18 protein-coding genes are annotated in these 20,927 nt (G+C 49.6%); 13 read left to right on the top strand and 5 right to left on the bottom strand.

Annotated features, from left to right (window positions below; translation table 11 throughout):
- Positions 1-18: 18 nt before the first annotated feature.
- The 4 genes from ABF86_RS01805 (at position 19) to ABF86_RS01790 (ending at position 3,479) form a co-directional block, all read left to right on the top strand.
- Positions 19-330 (top strand): c-type cytochrome, encoded by a 312-nt coding sequence (locus tag ABF86_RS01805; protein WP_011635250.1) that lies wholly within the window; start codon positions 19-21, stop codon positions 328-330.
- Positions 331-499: 169 nt separating this feature from the next.
- Positions 500-1,468 carry a 2-hydroxyacid dehydrogenase gene (locus tag ABF86_RS01800; protein ID WP_011635251.1) on the top strand — a complete coding sequence of 323 codons (969 nt, stop codon included), beginning with the start codon at positions 500-502 and terminating at the stop codon, positions 1,466-1,468.
- 77 nt (positions 1,469-1,545) lie between these two features.
- Positions 1,546-2,091 carry a dTDP-4-dehydrorhamnose 3,5-epimerase gene (rfbC, locus tag ABF86_RS01795; RefSeq protein ID WP_074685493.1) on the top strand — a complete coding sequence of 182 codons (546 nt, stop codon included), beginning with the start codon at positions 1,546-1,548 and terminating at the stop codon, positions 2,089-2,091.
- A 104-nt stretch (positions 2,092-2,195) separates the two neighbouring features.
- A complete protein-coding gene (locus ABF86_RS01790; protein WP_074456329.1) occupies positions 2,196-3,479 on the top strand; it encodes an MFS transporter in 1,284 nt (427 codons plus the stop codon).
- Positions 3,480-3,492: 13 nt separating this feature from the next.
- Here the strand turns inward: ABF86_RS01790 and ABF86_RS01785 are convergent, their stop codons facing one another.
- Positions 3,493-4,254 carry a hypothetical protein gene (locus ABF86_RS01785; protein WP_074456330.1) on the bottom strand — a complete coding sequence of 254 codons (762 nt, stop codon included), beginning with the start codon at positions 4,252-4,254 and terminating at the stop codon, positions 3,493-3,495.
- Between the two features lie 209 nt (positions 4,255-4,463).
- Between ABF86_RS01785 and hda the strand changes: the two genes are divergently transcribed.
- From hda to ABF86_RS01755, 6 genes are all read left to right on the top strand, one after another.
- Positions 4,464-5,129: a DnaA regulatory inactivator Hda gene (gene hda / locus ABF86_RS01780; protein WP_074685495.1), complete on the top strand. Its 666-nt coding sequence runs from the start codon at positions 4,464-4,466 to the stop codon at positions 5,127-5,129.
- A 137-nt stretch (positions 5,130-5,266) separates the two neighbouring features.
- A complete protein-coding gene (locus ABF86_RS01775; RefSeq protein WP_011635256.1) occupies positions 5,267-5,932 on the top strand; it encodes an HAD family hydrolase in 666 nt (221 codons plus the stop codon).
- 45 nt (positions 5,933-5,977) lie between these two features.
- Positions 5,978-6,343, top strand: a complete 366-nt coding sequence (locus tag ABF86_RS01770) for an exosortase system-associated protein, TIGR04073 family (RefSeq protein WP_011635257.1) — start codon at positions 5,978-5,980, stop codon at positions 6,341-6,343.
- Positions 6,344-6,467: 124 nt separating this feature from the next.
- Positions 6,468-7,931, top strand: a complete 1,464-nt coding sequence (gene guaB / locus ABF86_RS01765; RefSeq protein ID WP_011635258.1) for an IMP dehydrogenase — start codon at positions 6,468-6,470, stop codon at positions 7,929-7,931.
- Between the two features lie 12 nt (positions 7,932-7,943).
- Complete coding sequence (guaA, locus tag ABF86_RS01760; protein WP_074456332.1) at positions 7,944-9,503, top strand: glutamine-hydrolyzing GMP synthase; 1,560 nt, start codon at positions 7,944-7,946, stop codon at positions 9,501-9,503.
- 111 nt (positions 9,504-9,614) lie between these two features.
- Positions 9,615-11,108, top strand: coding sequence for an IS91-like element ISVsa3 family transposase (locus tag ABF86_RS01755; protein WP_001120888.1), 1,494 nt, complete (start codon positions 9,615-9,617; stop codon positions 11,106-11,108).
- 175 nt (positions 11,109-11,283) lie between these two features.
- Here the strand turns inward: ABF86_RS01755 and ABF86_RS01745 are convergent, their stop codons facing one another.
- Both ABF86_RS01745 and sul2 read right to left on the bottom strand, forming a co-directional pair.
- The gene (locus ABF86_RS01745) at positions 11,284-11,586 is read right to left on the bottom strand and encodes a phosphoglucosamine mutase (protein ID WP_000251875.1); all 303 of its coding nucleotides are present in this window, start codon (positions 11,584-11,586) and stop codon (positions 11,284-11,286) included.
- Positions 11,587-11,672: 86 nt separating this feature from the next.
- Positions 11,673-12,488, bottom strand: coding sequence for a sulfonamide-resistant dihydropteroate synthase Sul2 (sul2, locus tag ABF86_RS01740; RefSeq protein ID WP_001043260.1), 816 nt, complete (start codon positions 12,486-12,488; stop codon positions 11,673-11,675).
- 364 nt (positions 12,489-12,852) lie between these two features.
- On the opposite strand from sul2, the gene ABF86_RS01730 reads away from it, so the two are divergent.
- From ABF86_RS01730 to ABF86_RS01720, 3 genes are all read left to right on the top strand, one after another.
- Entirely contained in the window at positions 12,853-13,515 is a 663-nt protein-coding gene (locus tag ABF86_RS01730; protein ID WP_074456333.1) for a thiopurine S-methyltransferase, read from the top strand.
- Between the two features lie 359 nt (positions 13,516-13,874).
- Complete coding sequence (locus ABF86_RS01725) at positions 13,875-16,016, top strand: nuclease-related domain-containing DEAD/DEAH box helicase (RefSeq protein ID WP_074685382.1); 2,142 nt, start codon at positions 13,875-13,877, stop codon at positions 16,014-16,016.
- A 221-nt stretch (positions 16,017-16,237) separates the two neighbouring features.
- Positions 16,238-18,268, top strand: a complete 2,031-nt coding sequence (locus tag ABF86_RS01720; protein ID WP_074685376.1) for an oligopeptide transporter, OPT family — start codon at positions 16,238-16,240, stop codon at positions 18,266-18,268.
- A gap of 96 nt (positions 18,269-18,364) precedes the next feature.
- On the opposite strand, the gene ABF86_RS01715 is transcribed toward ABF86_RS01720, so the two are convergent.
- Both ABF86_RS01715 and ABF86_RS01710 read right to left on the bottom strand, forming a co-directional pair.
- Positions 18,365-19,756 (bottom strand): hypothetical protein, encoded by a 1,392-nt coding sequence (locus tag ABF86_RS01715; RefSeq protein WP_074685374.1) that lies wholly within the window; start codon positions 19,754-19,756, stop codon positions 18,365-18,367.
- Positions 19,757-19,840: 84 nt separating this feature from the next.
- Complete coding sequence (locus ABF86_RS01710; RefSeq protein WP_074685372.1) at positions 19,841-20,899, bottom strand: AI-2E family transporter; 1,059 nt, start codon at positions 20,897-20,899, stop codon at positions 19,841-19,843.
- Positions 20,900-20,927: the final 28 nt, after the last annotated feature.

Raw genomic sequence — 20,927 nt, 5'->3', positions numbered from 1 at the left:
CATAAAAGGAAAAAACTGATGAAAACAGCTTGGTTAGGTGTATTTGCTGCTTCAGCGTTGTTAGTGGCCGGTTCTGTTCAGGCCAGCCCCGAATTGGCAGCAAAAAATAATTGTGTCGCTTGTCATCAGGTAGATGCAAAACTTGTTGGCCCTTCATTTAAAGAAATTGCAACCAAATATGCGGGCAAGGATGATGAGACCGGATACCTGGTAAGCAAAATAAAAGGGGGCAGCACTGGTGTATGGGGTCAGATTCCAATGCCTCCAAACGTCAATGTCAGTGATGGGGATGCCAAAGCACTGGCAGAATGGATCTCGACACTTAAATGATCTGATCATCAGCTATAAATTTAAGCCGATACCGGGAACCGTATCGGCTTTTTTGTTTCCGGGCCGCCAATCCAAGCTATCAAGAAAGACCGCTTTATTTGACAACGTACCTGGCTTTCAATACATTTCTTTGAAACATTCTTTTTAAATATCCAGCCATATAACAATTATGCTTACGGTTTTCCTTGATTTCGGCTCCGTCACGCGCGGTGATATTGATCGGGCAGCGCTGGAGCAGGCCGTATCTCCCTGGATTTATCATGACAACACCTCCCGTGAACAGGTTACAGAGCGGATCAAGGGAGCTGAAATCATCATCAGCAATAAAGTGCAGCTGGATCGGACAGCCATATTTGCAGCAGATCAGCTAAAACTGATTTGTGTCGCAGCCACCGGTTATAACAACGTCGATCTTGCTGCAGCCGCTGAGCGCAATATTCCGGTATGTAATGTACGCAACTATGCCACTAGTTCCGTTGCGCAACACACGCTTATGTTCATGCTGAACTTTGCCTGCCGTTTCGTGGAATATCGGCAGCTGATAAAAAAAGGGGGATGGCAGACCAGCACCTACTTCTGCCCGCTTGATTTCGGCGTTATGGAATTGGCAGGAAAGACGCTTGGTATCATCGGGCATGGCGAGCTCGGTAGTGCTGTGGCAAATATAGCCAAAGCATTTGGTATGAAACTGTTGATCGCCGAATATAAATCCGCCTCATCCATCCGGCCTGGGCGCATGGCATTCAATGATGTTATCCAACAAGCGGATTTCATTACGCTGCACTGCCCGTTGTCGGCAGATACCCGGCATTTGATTGGCAAGTGGGAATTTGATCTGATGAAACCCTCGGTATACCTTATTAATACAGCCAGAAGCGGCCTGATCAATGAAGACGACCTGCTGCAAGCCCTTTATTCTGGCCGTATTGCCGGCGCAGCTATCGACGTCCTGCAAGCAGAGCCGCCGGTTAATGGCAATCCCTTGCTGGATTACCCTCATCCCAACCTGCTTATTACACCCCATTCCGCCTGGGCCAGTGTGGAATCTAGACAACGCATGATCAACCTGCTGGCAGATAACATACGTAATTTCCTGCAAAACAAGCCTTTTAACCAGATTAATACAGCGTTGCAGTAATTCTGGATACGCATATAGACCAGGTAATGTCCACCGCCGCACTCTACTGCTTAGAACCTGTTCAAGGAAAAATCTGAATGAAAGCCACACCTCTTGCGATTCCTGATATCTATCTAATCGAACCCAAAGTATACGGCGATGAACGCGGCTTCTTTTTTGAAAGCTTCAATCAAGCCAGTTTTGAAGAAATCATCGGCAGGCCGGTTCAGTTCGTGCAGGATAATCACAGCCGCAGTATGAAGAATGTCCTGCGCGGCCTGCATTATCAGATTCAGCAACCGCAGGGCAAGCTGGTGCGTGTGGTGCAAGGTGAAGTGTTCGACGTAGCGATTGATCTGCGCAAAAGCTCAGCAACCTTTGGCCAATGGACGGGGGAAATCCTTTCTGCAGAAAACAAATACCAACTCTGGATACCTGAAGGATTTGCCCATGGTTTTGTCGTACTGAGCAATACCGCCGAATTTCTCTACAAAACCACGGATTACTATGCACCTGTCCATGAGCGCTGCATTCTCTGGAATGACCCAACACTCGACATTGCCTGGCCAGCAGGTATTCAGCCTGCTCTATCCACCAAGGATGTCCTGGGAACCCCATTTGATCAGGCCGAGGTCTTTGACTAACGCAAGAGCTTCTGCAACACCAATGGAAATGTGCGCCAACTCCTGGCGCAATACGGCTTGAAGTATCCTGACAGCCCGGAAATCTCGAAGAAACTGATTTGACTATGTCCCACCCTTTTTATCAGCATCGCCGCATACTGATTGCAAGCCTAGTCGGCACAACCATCGAATTTTATGATTTTTATATTTATGCCACGGCAGCGGCACTGGTATTCGGACCTTTATTCTTTCCTGCAGAATCTCCGTCTGCACAATTAATGTTGTCATTCCTGAGCTTTGGACTCGCCTTCCTCGCGCGGCCAGTTGGCGCAATATTATTCGGCCATTTTGGTGATCGTATTGGAAGAAAATCAACACTGGTCGCCTCATTGTTGCTGATGGGCATATCAACCCTGCTGATTGCATTCTTGCCCACCTACGCGACAGCAGGCTGGATAGCTCCGTTACTATTGTGCACCCTGCGTTTTGGTCAGGGACTGGGACTTGGCGGCGAATGGGGCGGCGCGGCTTTATTGGCTGTTGAATACGCTCCCCCGGGATGGGGTGCGCGGTTTGGTATGATTCCTCAGTTAGGTGCTCCAATTGGATTCATTGCCGCAAACGGATTGTTTTTGCTTCTCGGTACGGCGTTGAGTGAAACAGACTTTGCAGCATGGGGATGGCGAATCCCATTCCTTACCAGTGCAATTCTGGTTGGACTTGGTTTATGGGTGCGGCTGAAAATTAATGAAACACCCGAATTTACCCGGGCACTGGCAAAAGATCCTCCCATTCCGGTTCCCATCGGCGAGCTGATACGCAAGCATGCCGCTATCACCTTTGCCGGAACGTTTACAGTAGTTGCCTGTTTTGCCATCTTTTATCTTTCAACCGCTTTTGCACTGGCTCATGGCACTACGACACTTGGATACGATCGTGAGCTGTTTCTGCTCACTCAGCTTGCAGCAATATTATTTCTGGCTATTGGTATCGTTCTCTCGGGAATACGTGCCGATCAGCATCACGCAAACCAGGTACTGGTATGGGGATGTGCAGCGACAATTATCCTGGGCTTAATATTTGGACCAGCCTTGGGGGCGGGATCGCTATGGCTGGTCTGGATGGTGCTTTCGCTTGCCCTGTTTATAATGGGGTTTGTTTACGGCCCGCTTGGCGTATGGCTACCATCGCTTTTCCCTCCGCGAATACGCTATACAGGCATATCTGTTGCCTTCAACTTAGGAGGTATTCTAGGCGGCGCACTCGCCCCCCTTGCCGCACAGGCACTTAATGATGCGGGAGGCACATCCTTTGTTGGCCTTTATCTGACAATGGCAGGCATATTCAGCCTGGCGGGATTAAAAATGACTCAACAATTGATACCAAACCAGGTACACAAATTGAATTAAGGGTAGATATCTGTTAATCAACTGCCGCCTTACCACCTTTAACCAGATATGGATTACTCAATGATGATGTCTCAAGAAAAAATTCAGGAAAGGAATCAGACTTCAAAGAAAAATGGATATAAGGCTTGATTGAGGCCAGCGTCACCTGCCAATCAACCAATTCAATGAAAACAACCTGTCCGAATATTACCGCACCCAAGCTGGCGTGTGATTTTGATGATTTGAGATTGAATGATGATATTCTGCTGCAGGACCATGTAAACCCATTTTTACTCAATAGCCGGTTAGCTTCATCCCACAAACGAAGAAAGGTAAACCCGAGTCTGTAGTGAGGGTTTACATAAACATCAAAATCCCATGCTGCTTGCCTGGTTGGTAGCGGAATATAACGCGCTCGCACTTCATCTTCCTGATAAGGACCAAGCATCAGCCAGATAAACCCTAAAAACTCCTCATCCTTAGAAGCAACCAGGCAGATTGCTCCATTTTTGAAACGCTCTCGAATGACGGATATTGGCCGCGGAAAATGATGAATAACCGAATCCTGTTCATCTATTTGTCTGATTACTATTTTCTTACCTCTTGCCAGAGGTAAGAAAGAATTGTTGTTAACAGGCTGTGCAACTAATTGATACTTAAAAATTCTTATATTCCCATAAGATATCTTGAAAAGCAGCCTATGCAAAACTAAAAATCCGGTATTCATCCAACCAATCGCAGATATTGACTGACTAATATATCTGTATATTTTCACTACATTATTGATAATGATCATTATCTAATTACCTCGAGTAACCAAATATTTTTATTGCCTTTTACGACATAATAAATATGTCGTAACCAATTTAATCTTTCGAGAAAATACTATTCTAGATCTCTCTTTTACTTCACTCGGATATAGAAACTACTTTCATGAGTAAAACTTTTCCCACTGTCACTTACTTCATCAATACGCTCCTGTAGAAGAAACATTGCCAATCTCCAATGAGACAACTTCTCCTTGATATTACTGAAATCGGCCCGCCGTCACTGGACAACTTTATTCCTGAAGGGAACGAAGAGTTGCTGTACACACTGAAGAATCTGGTTGCCGACAATCGTCAAGATCGTTTTTATTATCTGTGGGGAAATACAGGAAGCGGTAAAAGCCATCTGCTGCAGGCGGTAACCAATATTTTTCTGGAACAGCAGCGCAATACACACTACATTGATTGCAATCAGGCTGATGAAATTGACTTCAATCTAACCGCAGATTGCATAGCAGTTGATAACATTGAACAACTGGATGATGCTGAACAAATTAGACTGTTTAATCTTTATAACCAGATCCGTGAAAGCAAGTATGGGATATTTTTGGCTGGTGGCACCCGACCGCCTGCACAATTGGGTTTGCGTCCGGATCTGACTACTCGCCTGGGCTGGGGATTGGTATATCAAGTACACGAATTAACGGATGAAAAAAAAATAGAAGTTATGCAAGACTATGCAATCCGTTGCGGATTTGAGTTGCCTCTGGATGTTTGCAACTACTTACTGAAGCATGAACAACGGGACTTATCCTCCCTGATCAGGCAGGTCAGCGCGTTGGATCAGCTTTCGTTGACTAGGCAGCGCCCCGTCACCCTTCCCTTGCTGCGTGAACTGTTATAATCAGCACCGGTTTCGGACGATCGTCAATCTCGGAATATCAGGATGATTGCAGTTGCTCCGTTCAACTTTGAAACGAATCTGCTGTTTTTCCTTACACAGCTTTATTACATCCATTTTTTCTTATACCGATCAGCATCATGAAACTGGCATTATTTGACCTGGATAACACACTCCTGGCTGGTGACAGCGATTTTCAATGGGCACAGTTCCTGATTGAACAAAATGTTCTGGATCGGGAGGTCTACGAAGCTCGTAACATTGAATTTTACGAGCAATACAAAGCGGGCACACTGGATATTCATGAATTTCTGAATTTTCAGTTAAAGCCTCTTTCCCGCCACCCGCGCGAACAATTAAATGAATGGCGCAGTCGTTTTGTCAAACAAAAAATTGCACCATTGATTGCTCCCGGCGCTTGTGAATTAATTGCCGGGCATCAGGCTGAAAAGGATTTGTGCATTATTATTACTGCCACCAATAGCTTCGTAACCGCCCCCATTGCCAGCATGCTGGGTGTTGATCATCTAATTGCCACCGAACCGGAACTGGAAAATGGTGAATTTACCGGCCGCGTAACCGGCACTCCCTCTTTCCGGGAAGGTAAAATAACCCGGCTGGAACAATGGCTGGACATGCATAACCTCACCTGGCTTTCTTTCCTGCAAAGCTGGTTTTATAGTGACTCGCTCAACGATCTGCCACTCCTCAAAAAGGTGACACATCCTGTTGCGGTGGACCCGGATGCCACACTCCATGAACATGCGAAAGAATGCGGGTGGCGTATTATTAGCCTGCGCCAATAGCACCTCAATCAGATAATTTACATTCTTTAACAAGGAGAAAACAAAATGAAACATACTTCCATAGCATTCCTACTACCAGCAATTTTGAGTCTTTTACTTTCATTTAGCGCACAGGCTGCTGACAGCTATCCTGAAAAAGCAGGAGAAAAGCTGGCTACAGGCGTTGCCAATATCGTTACTGGCATTGGTGAAATCCCTAAAAATATGATGATTTCCAGCCAGAAAAAAGGAACTATCTACGGTGTAACAGCAGGATTTTTCGTGGGCATCGTTCAAACAGTGGGGCGGACATTAAGTGGTGCGCTTGATATCGTCACCTTCGTAATACCCACTACTTCCCTCGTTCAACCGACTTATATCTGGAATGATTTCAATCGGGAAACAACCTATTCAGCCTGGCGTATGCGTTGATAATATTGAGTTTGATATCAATTACCCTTGCCAGGATTCGCTCCGACTGGAAGAAACACATGAAGTCAAGACAGACAATACAGCTGGTTCCGATATAATATCGGTTTTGTGAAGGATCGGCAGCATGCGACTCATACAAAAAGCACTCACCTTCGACGATATATTACTGCTTCCCGCTCATTCCGAAGTCTTGCCCAGGGATGTTGACCTCACCACACAGCTAACCCGTTCTCTCCGGATCAGGATTCCGATTGTTTCAGCCGCGATGGATACAGTTACCGAAGCACGACTTGCTATTGCTATCGCCCAAGAGGGCGGGATCGGCATTATCCACAAAAATATGCCGATCAGCGCCCAAGCAGCGCAGGTTGCACAAGTAAAACGCTTCGAAAGCGGCATTGTCACTGATCCGATTGTCGTCTCTCCAGACATGACCGTCAGAAGCGTTCTGGAACTGATTCGGCAACACAACATATCCGGCTTGCCCGTAGTAAAGGGCAAAAAGGTTGTAGGCATTGTTACCAACCGCGATCTGCGGTTTGAAACCAACCTTGATCAGCCGGTCAAAAATATCATGACCCCGAAGAAGCGTCTGGTTACTGTCCGAGAAGGCATCTCACAGGAAGAAGCACTGGCCTTACTGCATAAACACAGGCTTGAGAAAGCACTGATTGTCGATGAAAACTTCGAATTGCGCGGGATGATTACCGTCAAGGACATCACCAGAACAACCGAACATCCCTATGCCAGCAAGGATGAACGGGAACGTTTATACGTGGGTGCTGCAATCGGGGTGGGGGAAGGCAGTGACGAACGTGCCGCCGCTTTGGTGGAAGCTGGTGCAGATGTAATTGTCGTGGACACAGCACATGGGCATTCGCAGGGCGTATTGGAACGCGTGTACTGGGTCAGGAGAAATTTTCCTGAAATTCAGGTAATCGCCGGTAATGTTGCCACGGCTGCAGGAGCCAAAGCATTGGTAGATCATGGTGTTGATGCCGTAAAGGTTGGAATCGGTCCAGGTTCAATCTGTACCACCCGGGTCATCGCTGGTGTTGGTGTCCCGCAAATTTCAGCAATTGATAATGTTGCTACTGCACTGCAGGGTACAGGTGTACCAGTTATCGCAGATGGAGGTATTCGTTATTCCGGTGATATTGCCAAGGCCATTGCTGCAGGGGCAAGCGCAGTCATGCTGGGAGGTCTACTGGCTGGAACAGAGGAATCCCCAGGTGAAGTCGAGCTACTCAAGGGTAGAGCCTATAAAAGTTATCGCGGCATGGGCTCATTATCTGCCATGCAACAAGGATCAAGCGATCGCTATTTTCAGGAAACCGAGCGCCATGAAGCAGAAAAACTGGTACCCGAGGGCGTGGAAGGTCGCGTTCCTTACAAAGGCTCTCTCGCCAATGTCATCCATCAACTGACAGGAGGTGTCCGTTCCAGCATGGGTTATCTGGGATGCCATACCATCAGTGAAATGCATGAAAAAGCTGAGTTTATCGAAATCACGTCTGCCGGAATCCGGGAATCTCATGTGCATGACGTTCAGATCACCAAAGAAGCCCCCAATTATCACGTTGAATAACCCTTTACTGATATGCATTCAGCAATTCTTATCCTGGATTTTGGCTCGCAGTACGCTCGTTTAATCGCACGGCGCATCCGGGAAACCAGTGTTTACTGTGAACTCCACCCCTTTGATGTCAGCCCGCAATTTATTCGGGAATTTTCTCCTGTTGGCATCATTCTCTCCGGCGGGCCGGCATCCATCTTTACCAATGACGCGCCGCGTGTGCCTCAAATTGTGTTTGAACTGGGTGTCCCTGTTCTCGGCATATGTTATGGAATGCAGGCCATGGCAGCTCAGCTCGGAGGAGAGGTGGAAAATGCGCAAACGCGCGAATTTGGCTATGCAGAATTGTTAACAGAACCATGCAGGCTGTTCCAGGACATCAAGGATCGCATCAGCTCTGATGGCAAACCCGCTCTTGATGTATGGATGAGCCACGGTGACCGGGTTAATAAATTACCGCCTGGGTTCACAGCCATTGCCTTCAATGCAGCCACTCCCTTTGCAGCCATGGCTGACGAAACACGCAGGTTCTACGGTGTCCAGTTCCATCCTGAAGTCACTCACACCCTCCAGGGAAAAGCTATCCTCGATCGTTTCGTTCATGATATCTGTGATGCGGGCTATGACTGGAACATGCCGGATTACGTAGAAGAGGCCATTGGCCGGATACGCGCGCGCGTCGGCGGCGATAAAGTCATCCTGGGATTGTCTGGGGGGGTAGATTCTTCAGTAGCCGCCGCACTAATCCACCGCGCCATCGGTGATCAGCTGGTATGCGTATTCGTAGACAACGGCCTGCTCCGCCTGAATGAAGCCAAGCAAACCATGGAAACCTTTAGCCGGAATCTTGCGGTCAACGTCATCTACGTTGATGCTAGCAGACAATTCCTGGAGCAATTGAAAGGAATCACTGATCCGGAACAGAAACGCCGCACCATCGGCCGCGAATTTGTGGAAATCTTTCAGCAGGAAGCCGCAAAAATTGAAAACGTCAAATGGCTGGCGCAAGGCACCATTTATCCGGATGTCATTGAATCTGCCGGCAGCCACACAAAGAAATCAGGATTAATCAAATCCCACCATAACGTTGGTGGTCTACCAGAAACACTTCGCCTCAAATTGCTGGAACCACTGCGTGAACTGTTCAAGGATGAAGTACGAGAACTTGGCCTGGCACTGGGGCTTCCGCGTGACCTGGTATTCCGTCATCCCTTCCCTGGACCGGGACTAGGTGTCCGTATTCTGGGAGAAGTTAAATACGAATATACAGAATTATTGCGTCAGGCTGACGCCATCTTTATTGAAGAGCTGAGAAACGCTGGATGGTATGAAAAAACCTCCCAGGCATTTGCTGTTTTCCTGCCAATAAAATCAGTTGGCGTTATGGGAGATAAGCGCAGTTATGAGTACGTCATCGCACTGCGCGCCGTTCAGACTGAAGATTTCATGACTGCACAATGGGCTGAGCTGCCTTACACCTTGCTTGCCAGAATCTCCAACCGCATCATCAACGAAATTCGTGGCATCAACCGCGTAGTTTACGATATCTCAGGCAAACCCCCAGCAACAATTGAGTGGGAGTGACGGGCACTGGCTGGCAATGTCTAGCAACGGCAGGCATTTCGGCTGAGGGTAAAAGAACTTTCCGCTAAGCGATAGACTGTATGTAAACACAGTATTGCAAGGACGCGGAACATGCCTCATGTGGCGGCCAGGACGGCCAGCCGGGATCGGGATACTGGTCGTTACCAGAGCCACCGACCCGAGCAAACCCTTCTCTATCAGATCGTTGACGAGTATTACCCGGCATTCGCTGCGCTTATGGCAGAGCAGGGAAAGGAATTGCCGGGCTATGTGCAACGGGAATTTGAAGAATTTCTCCAATGCGGGCGGCTGGAGCATGGCTTTCTACGGGTTCGCTGCGAGTCTTGCCACGCCGAGCACCTGGTCGCTTTCAGCTGTAAGCGTCGCGGTTTCTGCCCGAGCTGTGGGGCGCGGCGGATGGCCGAAAGTGCCGCCTTGCTGGTTGATGAAGTACTGCCTGAACAACCCATGCGTCAGTGGGTGTTGAGCTTCCCGTTTCAGCTGCGTTTCCTGTTTGCCAGCCGGCCCGAGATCATGGGGTGGGTGCTGGGCATCGTTTACCGCGTCATTGCCACGCACCTGGTCAAGAAAGCGGGCCATACCCACCAAGTGGCCAAGACGGGCGCGGTCACCCTGATCCAGCGTTTTGGATCGGCGCTCAATCTGAATGTTCACTTCCACATGCTGTTTCTCGACGGTGTGTATGTCGAGCAATCCCACGGCTCAGCGCGTTTCCGCTGGGTCAAGGCGCCGACCAGCCCAGAGCTCACCCAGCTGACGCACACCATCGCCCACCGGGTGGGTCGCTATCTGGAACGGCAAGGCCTGCTGGAACGGGATGTCGAAAACAGCTATCTGGCCTCGGATGCGGTGGATGACGACCCGATGACACCCCTGCTGGGGCACTCGATCACTTACCGTATCGCTGTCGGTTCACAGGCGGGGCGAAAGGTGTTCACTTTGCAAACTCTGCCGACCAGTGGTGATCCGTTCGGTGACGGGATTGGCAAGGTAGCCGGGTCCAGCCTGCACGCCGGCGTGGCGGCCAGGGCCGATGAACGCAAGAAGCTCGAACGGCTGTGCCGGTACATCAGCCGCCCGGCGGTATCCGAGAAGCGGCTGTCGTTAACACGAGGCGGCAACGTGCGCTACCAGCTCAAGACGCCGTACCGGGACGGCACCACGCACGTCATTTTCGAACCATTGGATTTCATTGCAAGGCTGGCCGCCCTGGTACCGAAGCCCAGAGTCAACCTAACCCGCTTCCACGGGGTGTTCGCACCCAACAGTCGGCACCGGGCGTTGGTCACGCCGGCAAAACGGGGCAGGGGCAACAAGGTCAGGGTGGCTGATGAACCGGCAACACCAGCACAACGGCGAGCGTCGATGACATGGGCGCAACGGCTCAAGCGTGTTTTCAATATCGACATCGAGACCTGCAGCGGCTGCGGCGGCGCCATGAAAGTCATCGCCTGCATTGAAGACCCTATAGTGATCAAGCAGATCCTTGATCACCTGAAGCACAAAGCCGAAACCAGCGGGACCAGGGCGTTACCCGAAAGCCGGGCGCCACCGGCTGAGCTGCTCCTGGGTCTGTTTGACTGACGAGCCTGAAGGCCAACGATACCAATCAAAATGCTGCGTTCACAGCGCCGCGGCAGGGATCCGCCGTGCTGGTTGTCGGAAAAGGAGCCGCTAGTGGGAAAGAGGAGGGTAAATTTTCAGCGTTGCTGGCTCCCCGTCAGCCGGATTGGGTTGCATCGCAGGGGTGTCGAAAGAGTCAACTGCGGTCCAAAGCTGTTGGACTTGGGTGAAAAGGGCGTTTATTCTTCCTATACGTTGTCGGCAGCGGGCCAAAAAGGAATACGTCCATGCCCATCGAGGTGAAACCGGCTGTGAGCGCGGGTTCAAGCATATAGCCCGACAGGCGCGTATCCTTGCCGATCACGACACGATGGCGGTGGTCACCGCGACGAAAGACACGGCCAGCCGCCATGCCGACGCGCAAGGCGGTTTCCGCCGTCATCGCGCCTTCGTTGGCTTTGCCACGAATACCGTCTGTGCCGAAATATTTGCGCACCATAAGGTCGATTATCCTGTCGTCGGGTCGCCCTCAAAGGGGACATGCCTGCTGAACCGCGAATATAGAGAAATATCCCGAATGTGCAGTTAACGAATTCTTGCGGTTTCTTTCAGCGCCGCCAATACCGCCAGCCCGTCGCGCAAGGGGCGCGGCTCGTGTGTGCGGATGAAGTCAGCTCCACCTGCGGCGGCGGCAAGCTCTGCAGCGAGTGTCGCGGCCCCGACATCCCCCGGACCACGGCCTGTGAGCGCGCGCAGAAAGGATTTGCGCGAAACAGACAGAAGCACCGGCAAATCGAAGCGCAGCCGCAATTCATCGAACCGCGCCAGCACCGAGAGCGAGGTTTCGGGAGCAGCCCCCAGAAAAAACCCCATGCCGGGATCAAGGACAAGGCGGTTGCGTTTGATACCGGCACCCGTCAGCGCCGCGATGCGCGCGTCAAAGAACGCCGCAATGTGATCCATGATGTCGCCAGCGGGTGCCTCGCGCCGATCTGCCTGCCCGTCTTGCACCGAATGCATAACGACGAGTTTGGCAGATGATTTCGCCAATTGCGGATAGAACGCAGCGTCTGGAAAACCGCGAATATCATTGAGATAGGCCACACCACGCGACAAGGCATAGGCTTGCGTCGCGGGTTGATAACTGTCGAGCGAGACGGGAATGCCATCTGCCTTGAGCGCGTCCAGCACCGGCGCGATACGCGCGATTTCTGTGTCGGACGAAACAGGCGCGGCGTCGGGATTGCTGGATGCCGGACCGAGGTCGATCACATCTGCCCCCTCGGCCATCAGCTTACGCGCCTGCGCAATGGCTGCGTCTGGCGCCAGATACCGGCCTCCATCGGAGAAACTGTCCGAGGTTATGTTGACGATGCCGAAAATGATGAGCGATTTATTCATGGGGGCTTCTATAATAATAATAATCGAGCATGAGTCTCATACGGATGCTCGGGTCGAAAGGGAATCCCCAGGCGAGTAACCTGTTTGCGGTGATCCATTAGCTGCAGGAGCAGAAGAGCATACATCTGGAAGCAAAGCCAGGAAAGCGGCCTATGGAGCTGTGCGGCAGCGCTCAGTAGGCAATTTTTCAAAATATTGTTAAGCCTTTTCTGAGCATGGTATTTTTCATGGTATTACCAATTAGCAGGAAAATAAGCCATTGAATATAAAAGATAAAAATGTCTTGTTTACAATAGAGTGGGAATAAACCGCCACGTATCAATGGTACCCTGTATGTATTTATGTCGTCATTCAATTAAACACAATGGAACATGAATTCTGGCTACAAAGCTGGCGCGAAGGGCGTACCGGTTTTCATCAACTACGCGTACAGCCGTTACTGCAGAAATACTGGCCAACACTTGATCTACCAACTGGCAGCAAGATATTTGTTCCACTGGCTGGCAAATCATTGGATATGGCTTGGCTGGCTGCGCAAGGCTACCGTGTATTGGGTGTAGAGCTTTCACTACTGGCAGTACAGCAGTTTTTTGCCGAGCATGGTCTGAAACCTGCGGTGAGAGAATCTCGCTATGGCACACATTACACAGCCGGGAACATTGAGGTGATCTGTGGCGATGCTTTTGCGCTGGATGCAGCGCTGCTTTCCGATTGCAGCGGTATCTACGATCGTGCTGCGCTGATCGCTCTGCCACCCGAGCTGCGCGTACCCTATATAAACGAACTCATGACATGTCTGCCGGCTGGTTGTAGCGGTTTGCTGATCACACTTGAATATCAGCAGCAGGAAATGGTTGGGCCACCGTTTTCAGTTGAAGAAGCCGAGGTACTGAAGTGCTATTCACCCCGCTGGTGTGTCAAGCTGCTGGAACGAAACGATATCCTTCCCCAAGAACCTGGTTTTGCTGCACGTGGCCTGACAAAACTTGCCACAGCAGTGTACCAACTCCAACGACTTGCTGTATAAATCAACAAACGGCGTGGGGTACTGTTGATAAAACAATACTGCACGGATAACCTCCCTCAAGAAATACAATCTCTCACCATAACTGATCGCATAACCTAAAGTCGGTTGCGGAGCGGGGACAAGCTGGAAGTCAAATTTTTGATATGTTTCTTGAGGTGGAGCACAGCACATTCGCAATAACATTCCTCGCAATAACCCTGCCCTGCATTTGTAATGATCAATCAAAATTGAACTTTTCCCCTACACTGTCGTTGCAAGTAACTCCAGAGTTGATGTAACTCTTATATACGGTGAGCCTATGCAAATAGAGCCAACCAAGGATGCACTACCTCGATGTAATTCCGTTAAATCCAATTAACATGAAATTTAATCCCAATTACCCCAACGACAACAACAAGGGGCAACGTCAACTGTGGAATGCGCTCAAGAACGCTTTTGAGCAGGATGAAGGTGTTGCGTACTACCGATACCCTATCTTCGCAACGAGTAAACGAGGGCGAAGTGAGCCTGATTTCCTCATGATTCATCGCCGCTTCGGCATATGGATCTTTGAAAGCAAGGGCTGCACGATTGGAAATATCGCAGCAATTGAGGGCCACGACTGGCAAATGCGCGACTGGTACGCTGACAGCATGTCTCCTATAAGCCAGATCGAAGCGCAACTATTTGAAGTCAGGGCGTTATTTAAACCAAGCCCGATGTTAGAAAAACTTAAAATACCATTCGAGTACCGGGTTGTACTGCCGTTCATTTCAGCCTCTGAATGGGCTATGCAAGGTTTTTCGAAACATCCAAGTACAAATGGTGTTGTCTGGCTTGAAGAAGATATTTTACAGACATCTTTCAGGCAACAGGTTAAAGCTGTTTCATCTGCCTATATGCCCACACTTGACGATGCTCAATGGGAGCAAATTCTCGGAGTATTTCGAGGTATCGCTACGACCGAGCCACCTAGACAACCCAATCCAGGTGCCCCTGTTTCTTGCCATAGCAGGGTGATTCATGCCGTTGAAAGCCGTTTGCGTATTTTGGATGAGAAGCAAGATCGAATTTCTCAGGAAGTCCCTGAAGGTCCCCAGCGCATGCGTGGAATCGCCGGAAGTGGCAAAACAGTCTTGTTTACAAGACGAGTTGCACAGATGCATGCATCTAATCCGGATTGGGAAATTGCATTTGTTTTCTGGAGTCGTTCACTTTACCAACAAATTCGAAATCTTATTGATAAGCACTACCGACGATTAACCGGCGCAACCCCTGACTGGAATAAGTTGCATATCTGGCATGCATGGGGAAGCAAGGAACTCACCGGATTCTATCGTGAATTGGCATTCCGGTGGAAATGTCGCTTCTTGAGTTTTGGGGATGCAGAGAAAATGACAATCCATGGAGAATCAGCATATGAAGCTGCCTGCCGCAACCTCGAAGAAGAATGCAAAAGTTGTCCATCATTGCTCGACGCCATCGTTATTGACGAAGGACAAGATCTGCCGGCATCTTTCTATCGAATAGCTCATCATGCGCTACGTGCACCAAAACGCCTCTATTGGGCTTATGACGAAGCACAAGGAGTAGATTCTCTGATCGTCCCGAATGCCTCAGAGATATTTGGCAGGGACGAGCAAGGTCGTCCTTGTATTGATCTATCTGGCAGCTATGCGAGCGGCATGCAGAAGGCGCATAATATGAATTGTTGCTATCGAACTCCTCGTCAGATTCTTTTAGCAGCACATGCCATCAACATGGGGTTATTTCGAGAAGGGGGGCCACTTCAAGGAATCACACGTAAAGAAGACTGGATCGCTTTGGGTTACCAAGTGGTAGAAGGTGATTTCAGTGCAGCAAGCGTAAAGGCATGTGCCACCGTTATGCTCCAGCGTCCGGACAAGACAAGTGGCCACCCCATTGACAATCCCGAGTTCGGAGCACCGTTGGACAAATCAACAATCTTGGTGATTCATGAGAGCTTAAGCCAGGCAGAAGATGTTGATTTCGTTGCAACCAGTATTCACCGTGATCTTGAATCAGGTCTTCGTCCAGAAGATATTGCAATCGTTGGCCTTGAGCCCACACGCTATCTGTTCCCGCAAATTGAGGATCGCCTCCGTACACTTGGCATCAGGGTTCTCTCCCTGAACAACCAAAACAAGGATCAATTTCATCAAGCAGGATATGTAACGATTTCAAGTATTCGGCGAGCCAAAGGTAATGAAGCATACAAAGTCTATGCCCTCAATCTTCACATGGCGGGAGCTTTACAAGCCAAAAGCCCGGAAAAAGAGATGATTGCTCGAAACCAGATATTTGTTGCGCTGACTCGTACGAAATTATGGTGTGTTGCTGTCGGGAGACCTGGATCTATCATGAAAGAACTACTGGATACCTCAAAGAACAATGGCTTTCTTCGCTTCCCTGCCTTCAATCAGGCCAGCCTGAAAAGATCAATGAGTGATACGGATGCTTTGCAAGAAAACTTATGTAGCCAAACAACTGTAAGCGCCTAACGACACTATCTGTTATTTTTTCTATACTAAATAATTTAATGAACTCTGGCATTAACGGCAATAGTTCATCGGTACGATCTGGGCCAGACAAAGAATTTAATGAGTCAAACCGCCATGGAGCCAATACTGCAGCGGATACACTGTGCTTATCTACTTTTTTTACAAAACTACAGCATCACCCAGGATGATGCGAGCGCCTCTACCAAATCAACTCAAATCCCATGGCTCCCCAATCTGAACTGACATTGCGCGGTATTGTTATTGGCATTTTTATTACACTGATATTTACTGCTGCCAATATTTATTTTGGGCTAAAGGCGGGACTCACGTTTGCCACGTCGATTCCGGCGGCAGTAATTTCGATGGCGGTGCTGCGCAAGTTCCAGCATGTAACCATCCAGGAAAACAACATTGTACAGACGGTAGCATCAGCGGCGGGCACGCTGTCGGCGATTGTTTTTGTATTACCAGGCCTGATCATGATCGGCTGGTGGCAGGATTTTCCGTTTTGGATGACATTCGGCATTTGCCTGACCGGCGGCGTGCTGGGCGTGATGTACACCATTCCGCTGCGGCGGGCACTGGTGACTAATTCAGACTTACCGTACCCTGAAGGTGTGGCTTGTGCCGAGGTGTTGAAGGTCGGTACCGAGACCGGACGTTCCGGCAATGATGAAGGGAATCACTCAATCGGTCGTATCGGGTTGCGAGTAGTGATTGTTGGGAGCATCAGCTCAGCAGTTTTTGCTGTGATTGTAGCAACCAGGTTATTTGCTGCTTCCGTTTCGCACTACTTCAACGTGGGTACGCGCAGTGTGACGGGATTTGACTTCAGCTTGTCGCTGGCACTATTTGCCGTGGGACATCTGGTAGGCTTGTGGGTCGGGCTGGCCATGCTGGTAGGTGCGTTGGTAGGATGGGGATGGGCAGTTCCACATTACAGCACCTTGCTTGATGTAGCAAACGGTTCGGCTGCACAGTTGGCGCAAGCCGTGTGGTCAGAAAAAGTACGCTTTCTGGGCGCAGGCACCATCGGCGTAGCTGCGGTATGGGCACTGGTCAAACTGGCGCGGCCAGTCATCAGCGGTTTACAGAATGCCTGGCGTTCAACCCGTATGCGCAAGGCCAGGCATGGCGATGCGTTGCCACGCACTGAATGCGATATCCCGATCTCCATCGTGTCTCTAGTCATTGCCATCACCATCGTACCCATCATCTGGCTGCTCATGGATTTCGTCCGCACCAGCGGACTGCATGCGCATGTGATGCCGCTGGTGGCAGGCACTACACTTTTTATTTTACTCATCACAATTTTGGTCGCAGCCGTATGCGGTTATATGGCTGGCTTGATTGGCTCCAGCAACAGCCCGCTATCGGGGATAGGGATTTTGGTCATCATCGTGGTTTCACTGCTGCTGATGCTCGGCTTCGGACACCTGTACCCTGGTGACGAGGCACAGGCGCTAGTAGCGTATGCACTATTTGCCACCTCCATTATTTTCGCTGGAGCCACTATTGCCAATGACAACCTGCAAGATCTCAAGACTGGACAACTGGTGGATGCCACACCGTGGAAGCAACAGGTAGCGCTGGTGATTGGCGTTGTCGCAGGCGCAATTATCATCCCTCCGGTATTGGATTTACTACGCGAGGCCTACAGTTTTGTCGGTGCACCAGGTGCTGAGCCGACACGTGCGCTGCCTGCACCACAAGCGGGTTTGATTTCGACATTGGCACAAGGCGTGATCGAGAACAGCGTCGCCTGGAATCTGCTTGGCATGGGTGCGCTGATTGGAGTTGCAGCTGTAGTCATTGATGAACTGCTGGCACGCACTCAAACAGCTACCAGACTGCCGCCACTGGGGGTGGGACTGGGAATGTATCTGCCAACATCGACTACGCTGATAGTGGTGTCAGGCGCTTTGGCCGGCGCTGTATTCAATCATTGCGCTGAATGTAAATCTGGGCCGCGCGCTGATACTATCAAACAACTAGGCGTGCTGCTGGCATCGGGGATGATCGTAGGTGAAAGCCTGATAGGCGTGGTACTGGCAGCTGTTATTACATTTTCCGGTAGGGATGCACCATTAACATTGGTAGATGACGAATTTGCCAAGACTTCGCTGTGGCTAGGCGGGATCGCGTTTATGCTGCTGTTAGCCGCGCTGTATTACTGGATTATGCAAATGGAATCGCAAGCGACAAATCAAAACGAACACAGCATTACATCGTCAGTTAATGTGCAGGAGTAATCTGGGTATCTCGTGGAGCCATTACATCGAGTCGGCCACCTGGCTGGATTTTTGAAGATGAATGCCTTTCAGACGGATAATTCCTGTGACACATATTTATTTTGAGATCGTAATCGGAATTCCCAGTGATTTGGCGTCGGTAATCGTCAACCGGAACAACACATAAAGTAACTGGAAAGCATTTCGATTCCAGTGAGTATCTGCGCCGGTCGTATCCACTGTGTAATACTTTCCGTGTGAATAAGCAAACATATCAATATTGCCAGGCTGTTTATCAGCAACAATCATGCCCATGGTTTGTGCGGGATTCTCATTACCGGCAAGGGGGGGTGTGCGCGAGTCTTTTTCTACATAATATTCCGCTTCTTCTCCCAGTGCATGGCTCAGGAAGTTAAGTATGCTATGAAAACTCCTGAGCCTGAACGCGCCCTGAATTGGCCATTCTCCCCCCGGATAACCCGGGCGAATATCAAAAGCGACATCATTCTCAACCCATGGATTGATCAGATCATCCAGCTCCGCACGCTCTTCACAACAGAGAATATTAGGATCGTAGTTAGTGATGAGAATCGGACCTGGCAGTTGTTTGCTCAGTGTGTAAATGTTTTTTTCCGAGTCATGATCCACGGCAAAATCTTTTTCAATAGCCTGAAATAATCCTTCTGCTGAAATGCCACTATCAGCAATTTTCCAGCTACGCTCAAATATCAAAGGCTCGGCGTAGAGCTGATTTTGATCCTGAATTGCGGAGAGATGGAGAACGATACGACGAAACATTTCGTAGCCGGTACGATCCGATGGATTATTACGATAGGCGGCTTGGTGCTGATATATATGCTGCCGGAAACGCATGCGGCGTTCCTGCTCGCTGGTAAGTGGAAAATAAGAAAAAAAATGTCCGGCTTCACTTCCCCTCTTACCTGTTTCCTCTGCCGTGCCTTTTTTAGCCTCTAAACGCATCCTGTGATGACGACCTCGTTTTTCAGGTTTTTCAGAGACCGGCGCATCCTGAGCAGTGCTATATAGCCCGGAATCAAGCAAACGGACTTCTTGCGCCATCATGCGCAGCATCAAATCAATATCAAAATGCTGACGCAGTAACAGTGTCAATTTGTGCTGGCTGAAGGGAGTCAACAGGCGTTTGGTAAATTCATCGCTGGCAATCGGATCAATGCTGAAAGTAGGACTCTCCGACACACTGCCACCAAAAATGGGGGCCAGCATGCCGCCGCGTTCTCCGGTTAATGCTGGTGTGGCGCCCGCACTGGCACTAAAATCAAATGTCGCAGCAATGCTGGAGACCCGAGTGAAATGTAGCGGTTCATGATGCTGAGCGCGCGCAATGTTAATTAAAAGTTGCCTTGATTCCGAGCGAAGGGCAGCCTGATCATACAACTCAACCGCCCGATTCAAGGCGATCGGCGACAAACAGCCTGAAATTGTTGCAGCAATACATATAACCAGCCCTGTACGTACCAGCAATTTCATGAAGATCCTCGTCAGAGCAAGCATAATTCAGTAATTTGGGAAGCGAAACAGGTCAGCGCATCTATTCACATCACTCCGCTGCGGTCATTCTATCATGGCTTCCATATAATGCGCATGCAGGCGCCTCAGCAGAACCAGCAAAACCGCGCTGACCGGCAGCGCCAGCAGAATTCCGATAAAACCAAATAACTGGCCAAACGCCATTAATGAAAAGATTACTGCTACCGGGTGTAAACCAATCCGCTCTCCCACCAGCCGGGGAGTAATCAGCATACCTTCCAGCAGTTGCCCTGATCCAATCACAGCCCAGATTATTATTACACTGCTCCATTCCTGAAATTGTGTCAGAGCAGCGAGAGTCGCCAATGTCAGGCCAGTTATTGTTCCCAGATAGGGCACAAATACCAGCACACCGGATAGCAACCCGATCGGCAAGGCGAATTCCAGCCCAACCAGCCATAGCCCTGTCACGTAATAGATACTCATGATGGTGATTACCGCTATTTCTCCACGCATAAATTCAGCCAGCACATCGTCTGTTTCTCTGGACAGAGCAAAGATTTGTTTTTGCCAAGTCGGCGGAATTAACTCCCCCACTTGTTTAATCAGAATATTCCAGTCTCGCAGCATGTAGAACAGCACCACTGGTACTAATACCAGATTTATTAAAAATCCCAGTATCGCCAGCCCACCACTTTTCAAGGTTGGCAGTGCCCTGGCAGCCACTCCACCTGCACTTTGCCAGTGTTCTGTCAGCAGTTGCTTGAGCATCTCAACATCGATCTGCAATTCAATATCAAAATTTCCTTCCACCCAGGGAATGAGACGATTACTAAGCAGATCAAGAAAAGAAGGGATGCGCTCAATCAGGCGCGAGATCTCTTTTTCAAACAATGGCAACATAATCAAAATCATGGTGATAAAAATACCGATTGCCATCAGCATGACAAAAACGGTACTCAGCGTCCTGGGAACTCTTCTGACTTCAAGCCAGGTAACCAGAGGATTACAAATATAGGCAATGACTGCTGCCAGTAAAAAAGGCGTGAGAATGGGGCTAAGCAGATAAATCAGGGCGCTGATAATGCCAATGAGCGCCAGATACCAGAGGAAACGGGAATCCGGGGAATATTTGTTGTCCATTTACGGTAAATTATGCCTCAATACGGTA

This window comes from Nitrosomonas sp. GH22 (genome assembly GCF_009833115.1).
In the GTDB taxonomy this organism is placed as follows: domain Bacteria; phylum Pseudomonadota; class Gammaproteobacteria; order Burkholderiales; family Nitrosomonadaceae; genus Nitrosomonas; species Nitrosomonas eutropha.
The sequence above is the reverse complement of the archived record's forward strand: the minus strand, read 5'-3'. Positions and strand labels throughout refer to the sequence as shown.

Bases quoted from the DNA above. Each gene is read 5' to 3' on its own strand.
- ABF86_RS01725 (WP_074685382.1), top strand. From the start codon at position 13,875: ATGAAATTTAATCCCAATTACCCCAACGACAACAACAAGGGGCAACGT.
- ABF86_RS01805 (WP_011635250.1), top strand. From the start codon at position 19: ATGAAAACAGCTTGGTTAGGTGTATTTGCTGCTTCAGCGTTGTTAGTG.
- ABF86_RS01715 (WP_074685374.1), bottom strand. From the start codon at position 19,756: ATGAAATTGCTGGTACGTACAGGGCTGGTTATATGTATTGCTGCAACA.
- ABF86_RS01770 (WP_011635257.1), top strand. From the start codon at position 5,978: ATGAAACATACTTCCATAGCATTCCTACTACCAGCAATTTTGAGTCTT.
- hda (WP_074685495.1), top strand. From the start codon at position 4,464: ATGAGACAACTTCTCCTTGATATTACTGAAATCGGCCCGCCGTCACTG.
- rfbC (WP_074685493.1), top strand. From the start codon at position 1,546: ATGAAAGCCACACCTCTTGCGATTCCTGATATCTATCTAATCGAACCC.
- ABF86_RS01775 (WP_011635256.1), top strand. From the start codon at position 5,267: ATGAAACTGGCATTATTTGACCTGGATAACACACTCCTGGCTGGTGAC.
- ABF86_RS01755 (WP_001120888.1), top strand. From the start codon at position 9,615: ATGCCTCATGTGGCGGCCAGGACGGCCAGCCGGGATCGGGATACTGGT.
- guaA (WP_074456332.1), top strand. From the start codon at position 7,944: ATGCATTCAGCAATTCTTATCCTGGATTTTGGCTCGCAGTACGCTCGT.
- guaB (WP_011635258.1), top strand. From the start codon at position 6,468: ATGCGACTCATACAAAAAGCACTCACCTTCGACGATATATTACTGCTT.
- ABF86_RS01800 (WP_011635251.1), top strand. From the start codon at position 500: ATGCTTACGGTTTTCCTTGATTTCGGCTCCGTCACGCGCGGTGATATT.
- ABF86_RS01720 (WP_074685376.1), top strand. From the start codon at position 16,238: ATGGCTCCCCAATCTGAACTGACATTGCGCGGTATTGTTATTGGCATT.
- sul2 (WP_001043260.1), bottom strand. From the start codon at position 12,488: ATGAATAAATCGCTCATCATTTTCGGCATCGTCAACATAACCTCGGAC.
- ABF86_RS01710 (WP_074685372.1), bottom strand. From the start codon at position 20,899: ATGGACAACAAATATTCCCCGGATTCCCGTTTCCTCTGGTATCTGGCG.
- ABF86_RS01730 (WP_074456333.1), top strand. From the start codon at position 12,853: ATGGAACATGAATTCTGGCTACAAAGCTGGCGCGAAGGGCGTACCGGT.
- ABF86_RS01745 (WP_000251875.1), bottom strand. From the start codon at position 11,586: ATGGTGCGCAAATATTTCGGCACAGACGGTATTCGTGGCAAAGCCAAC.
- ABF86_RS01790 (WP_074456329.1), top strand. From the start codon at position 2,196: ATGTCCCACCCTTTTTATCAGCATCGCCGCATACTGATTGCAAGCCTA.
- ABF86_RS01785 (WP_074456330.1), bottom strand. From the start codon at position 4,254: ATGATCATTATCAATAATGTAGTGAAAATATACAGATATATTAGTCAG.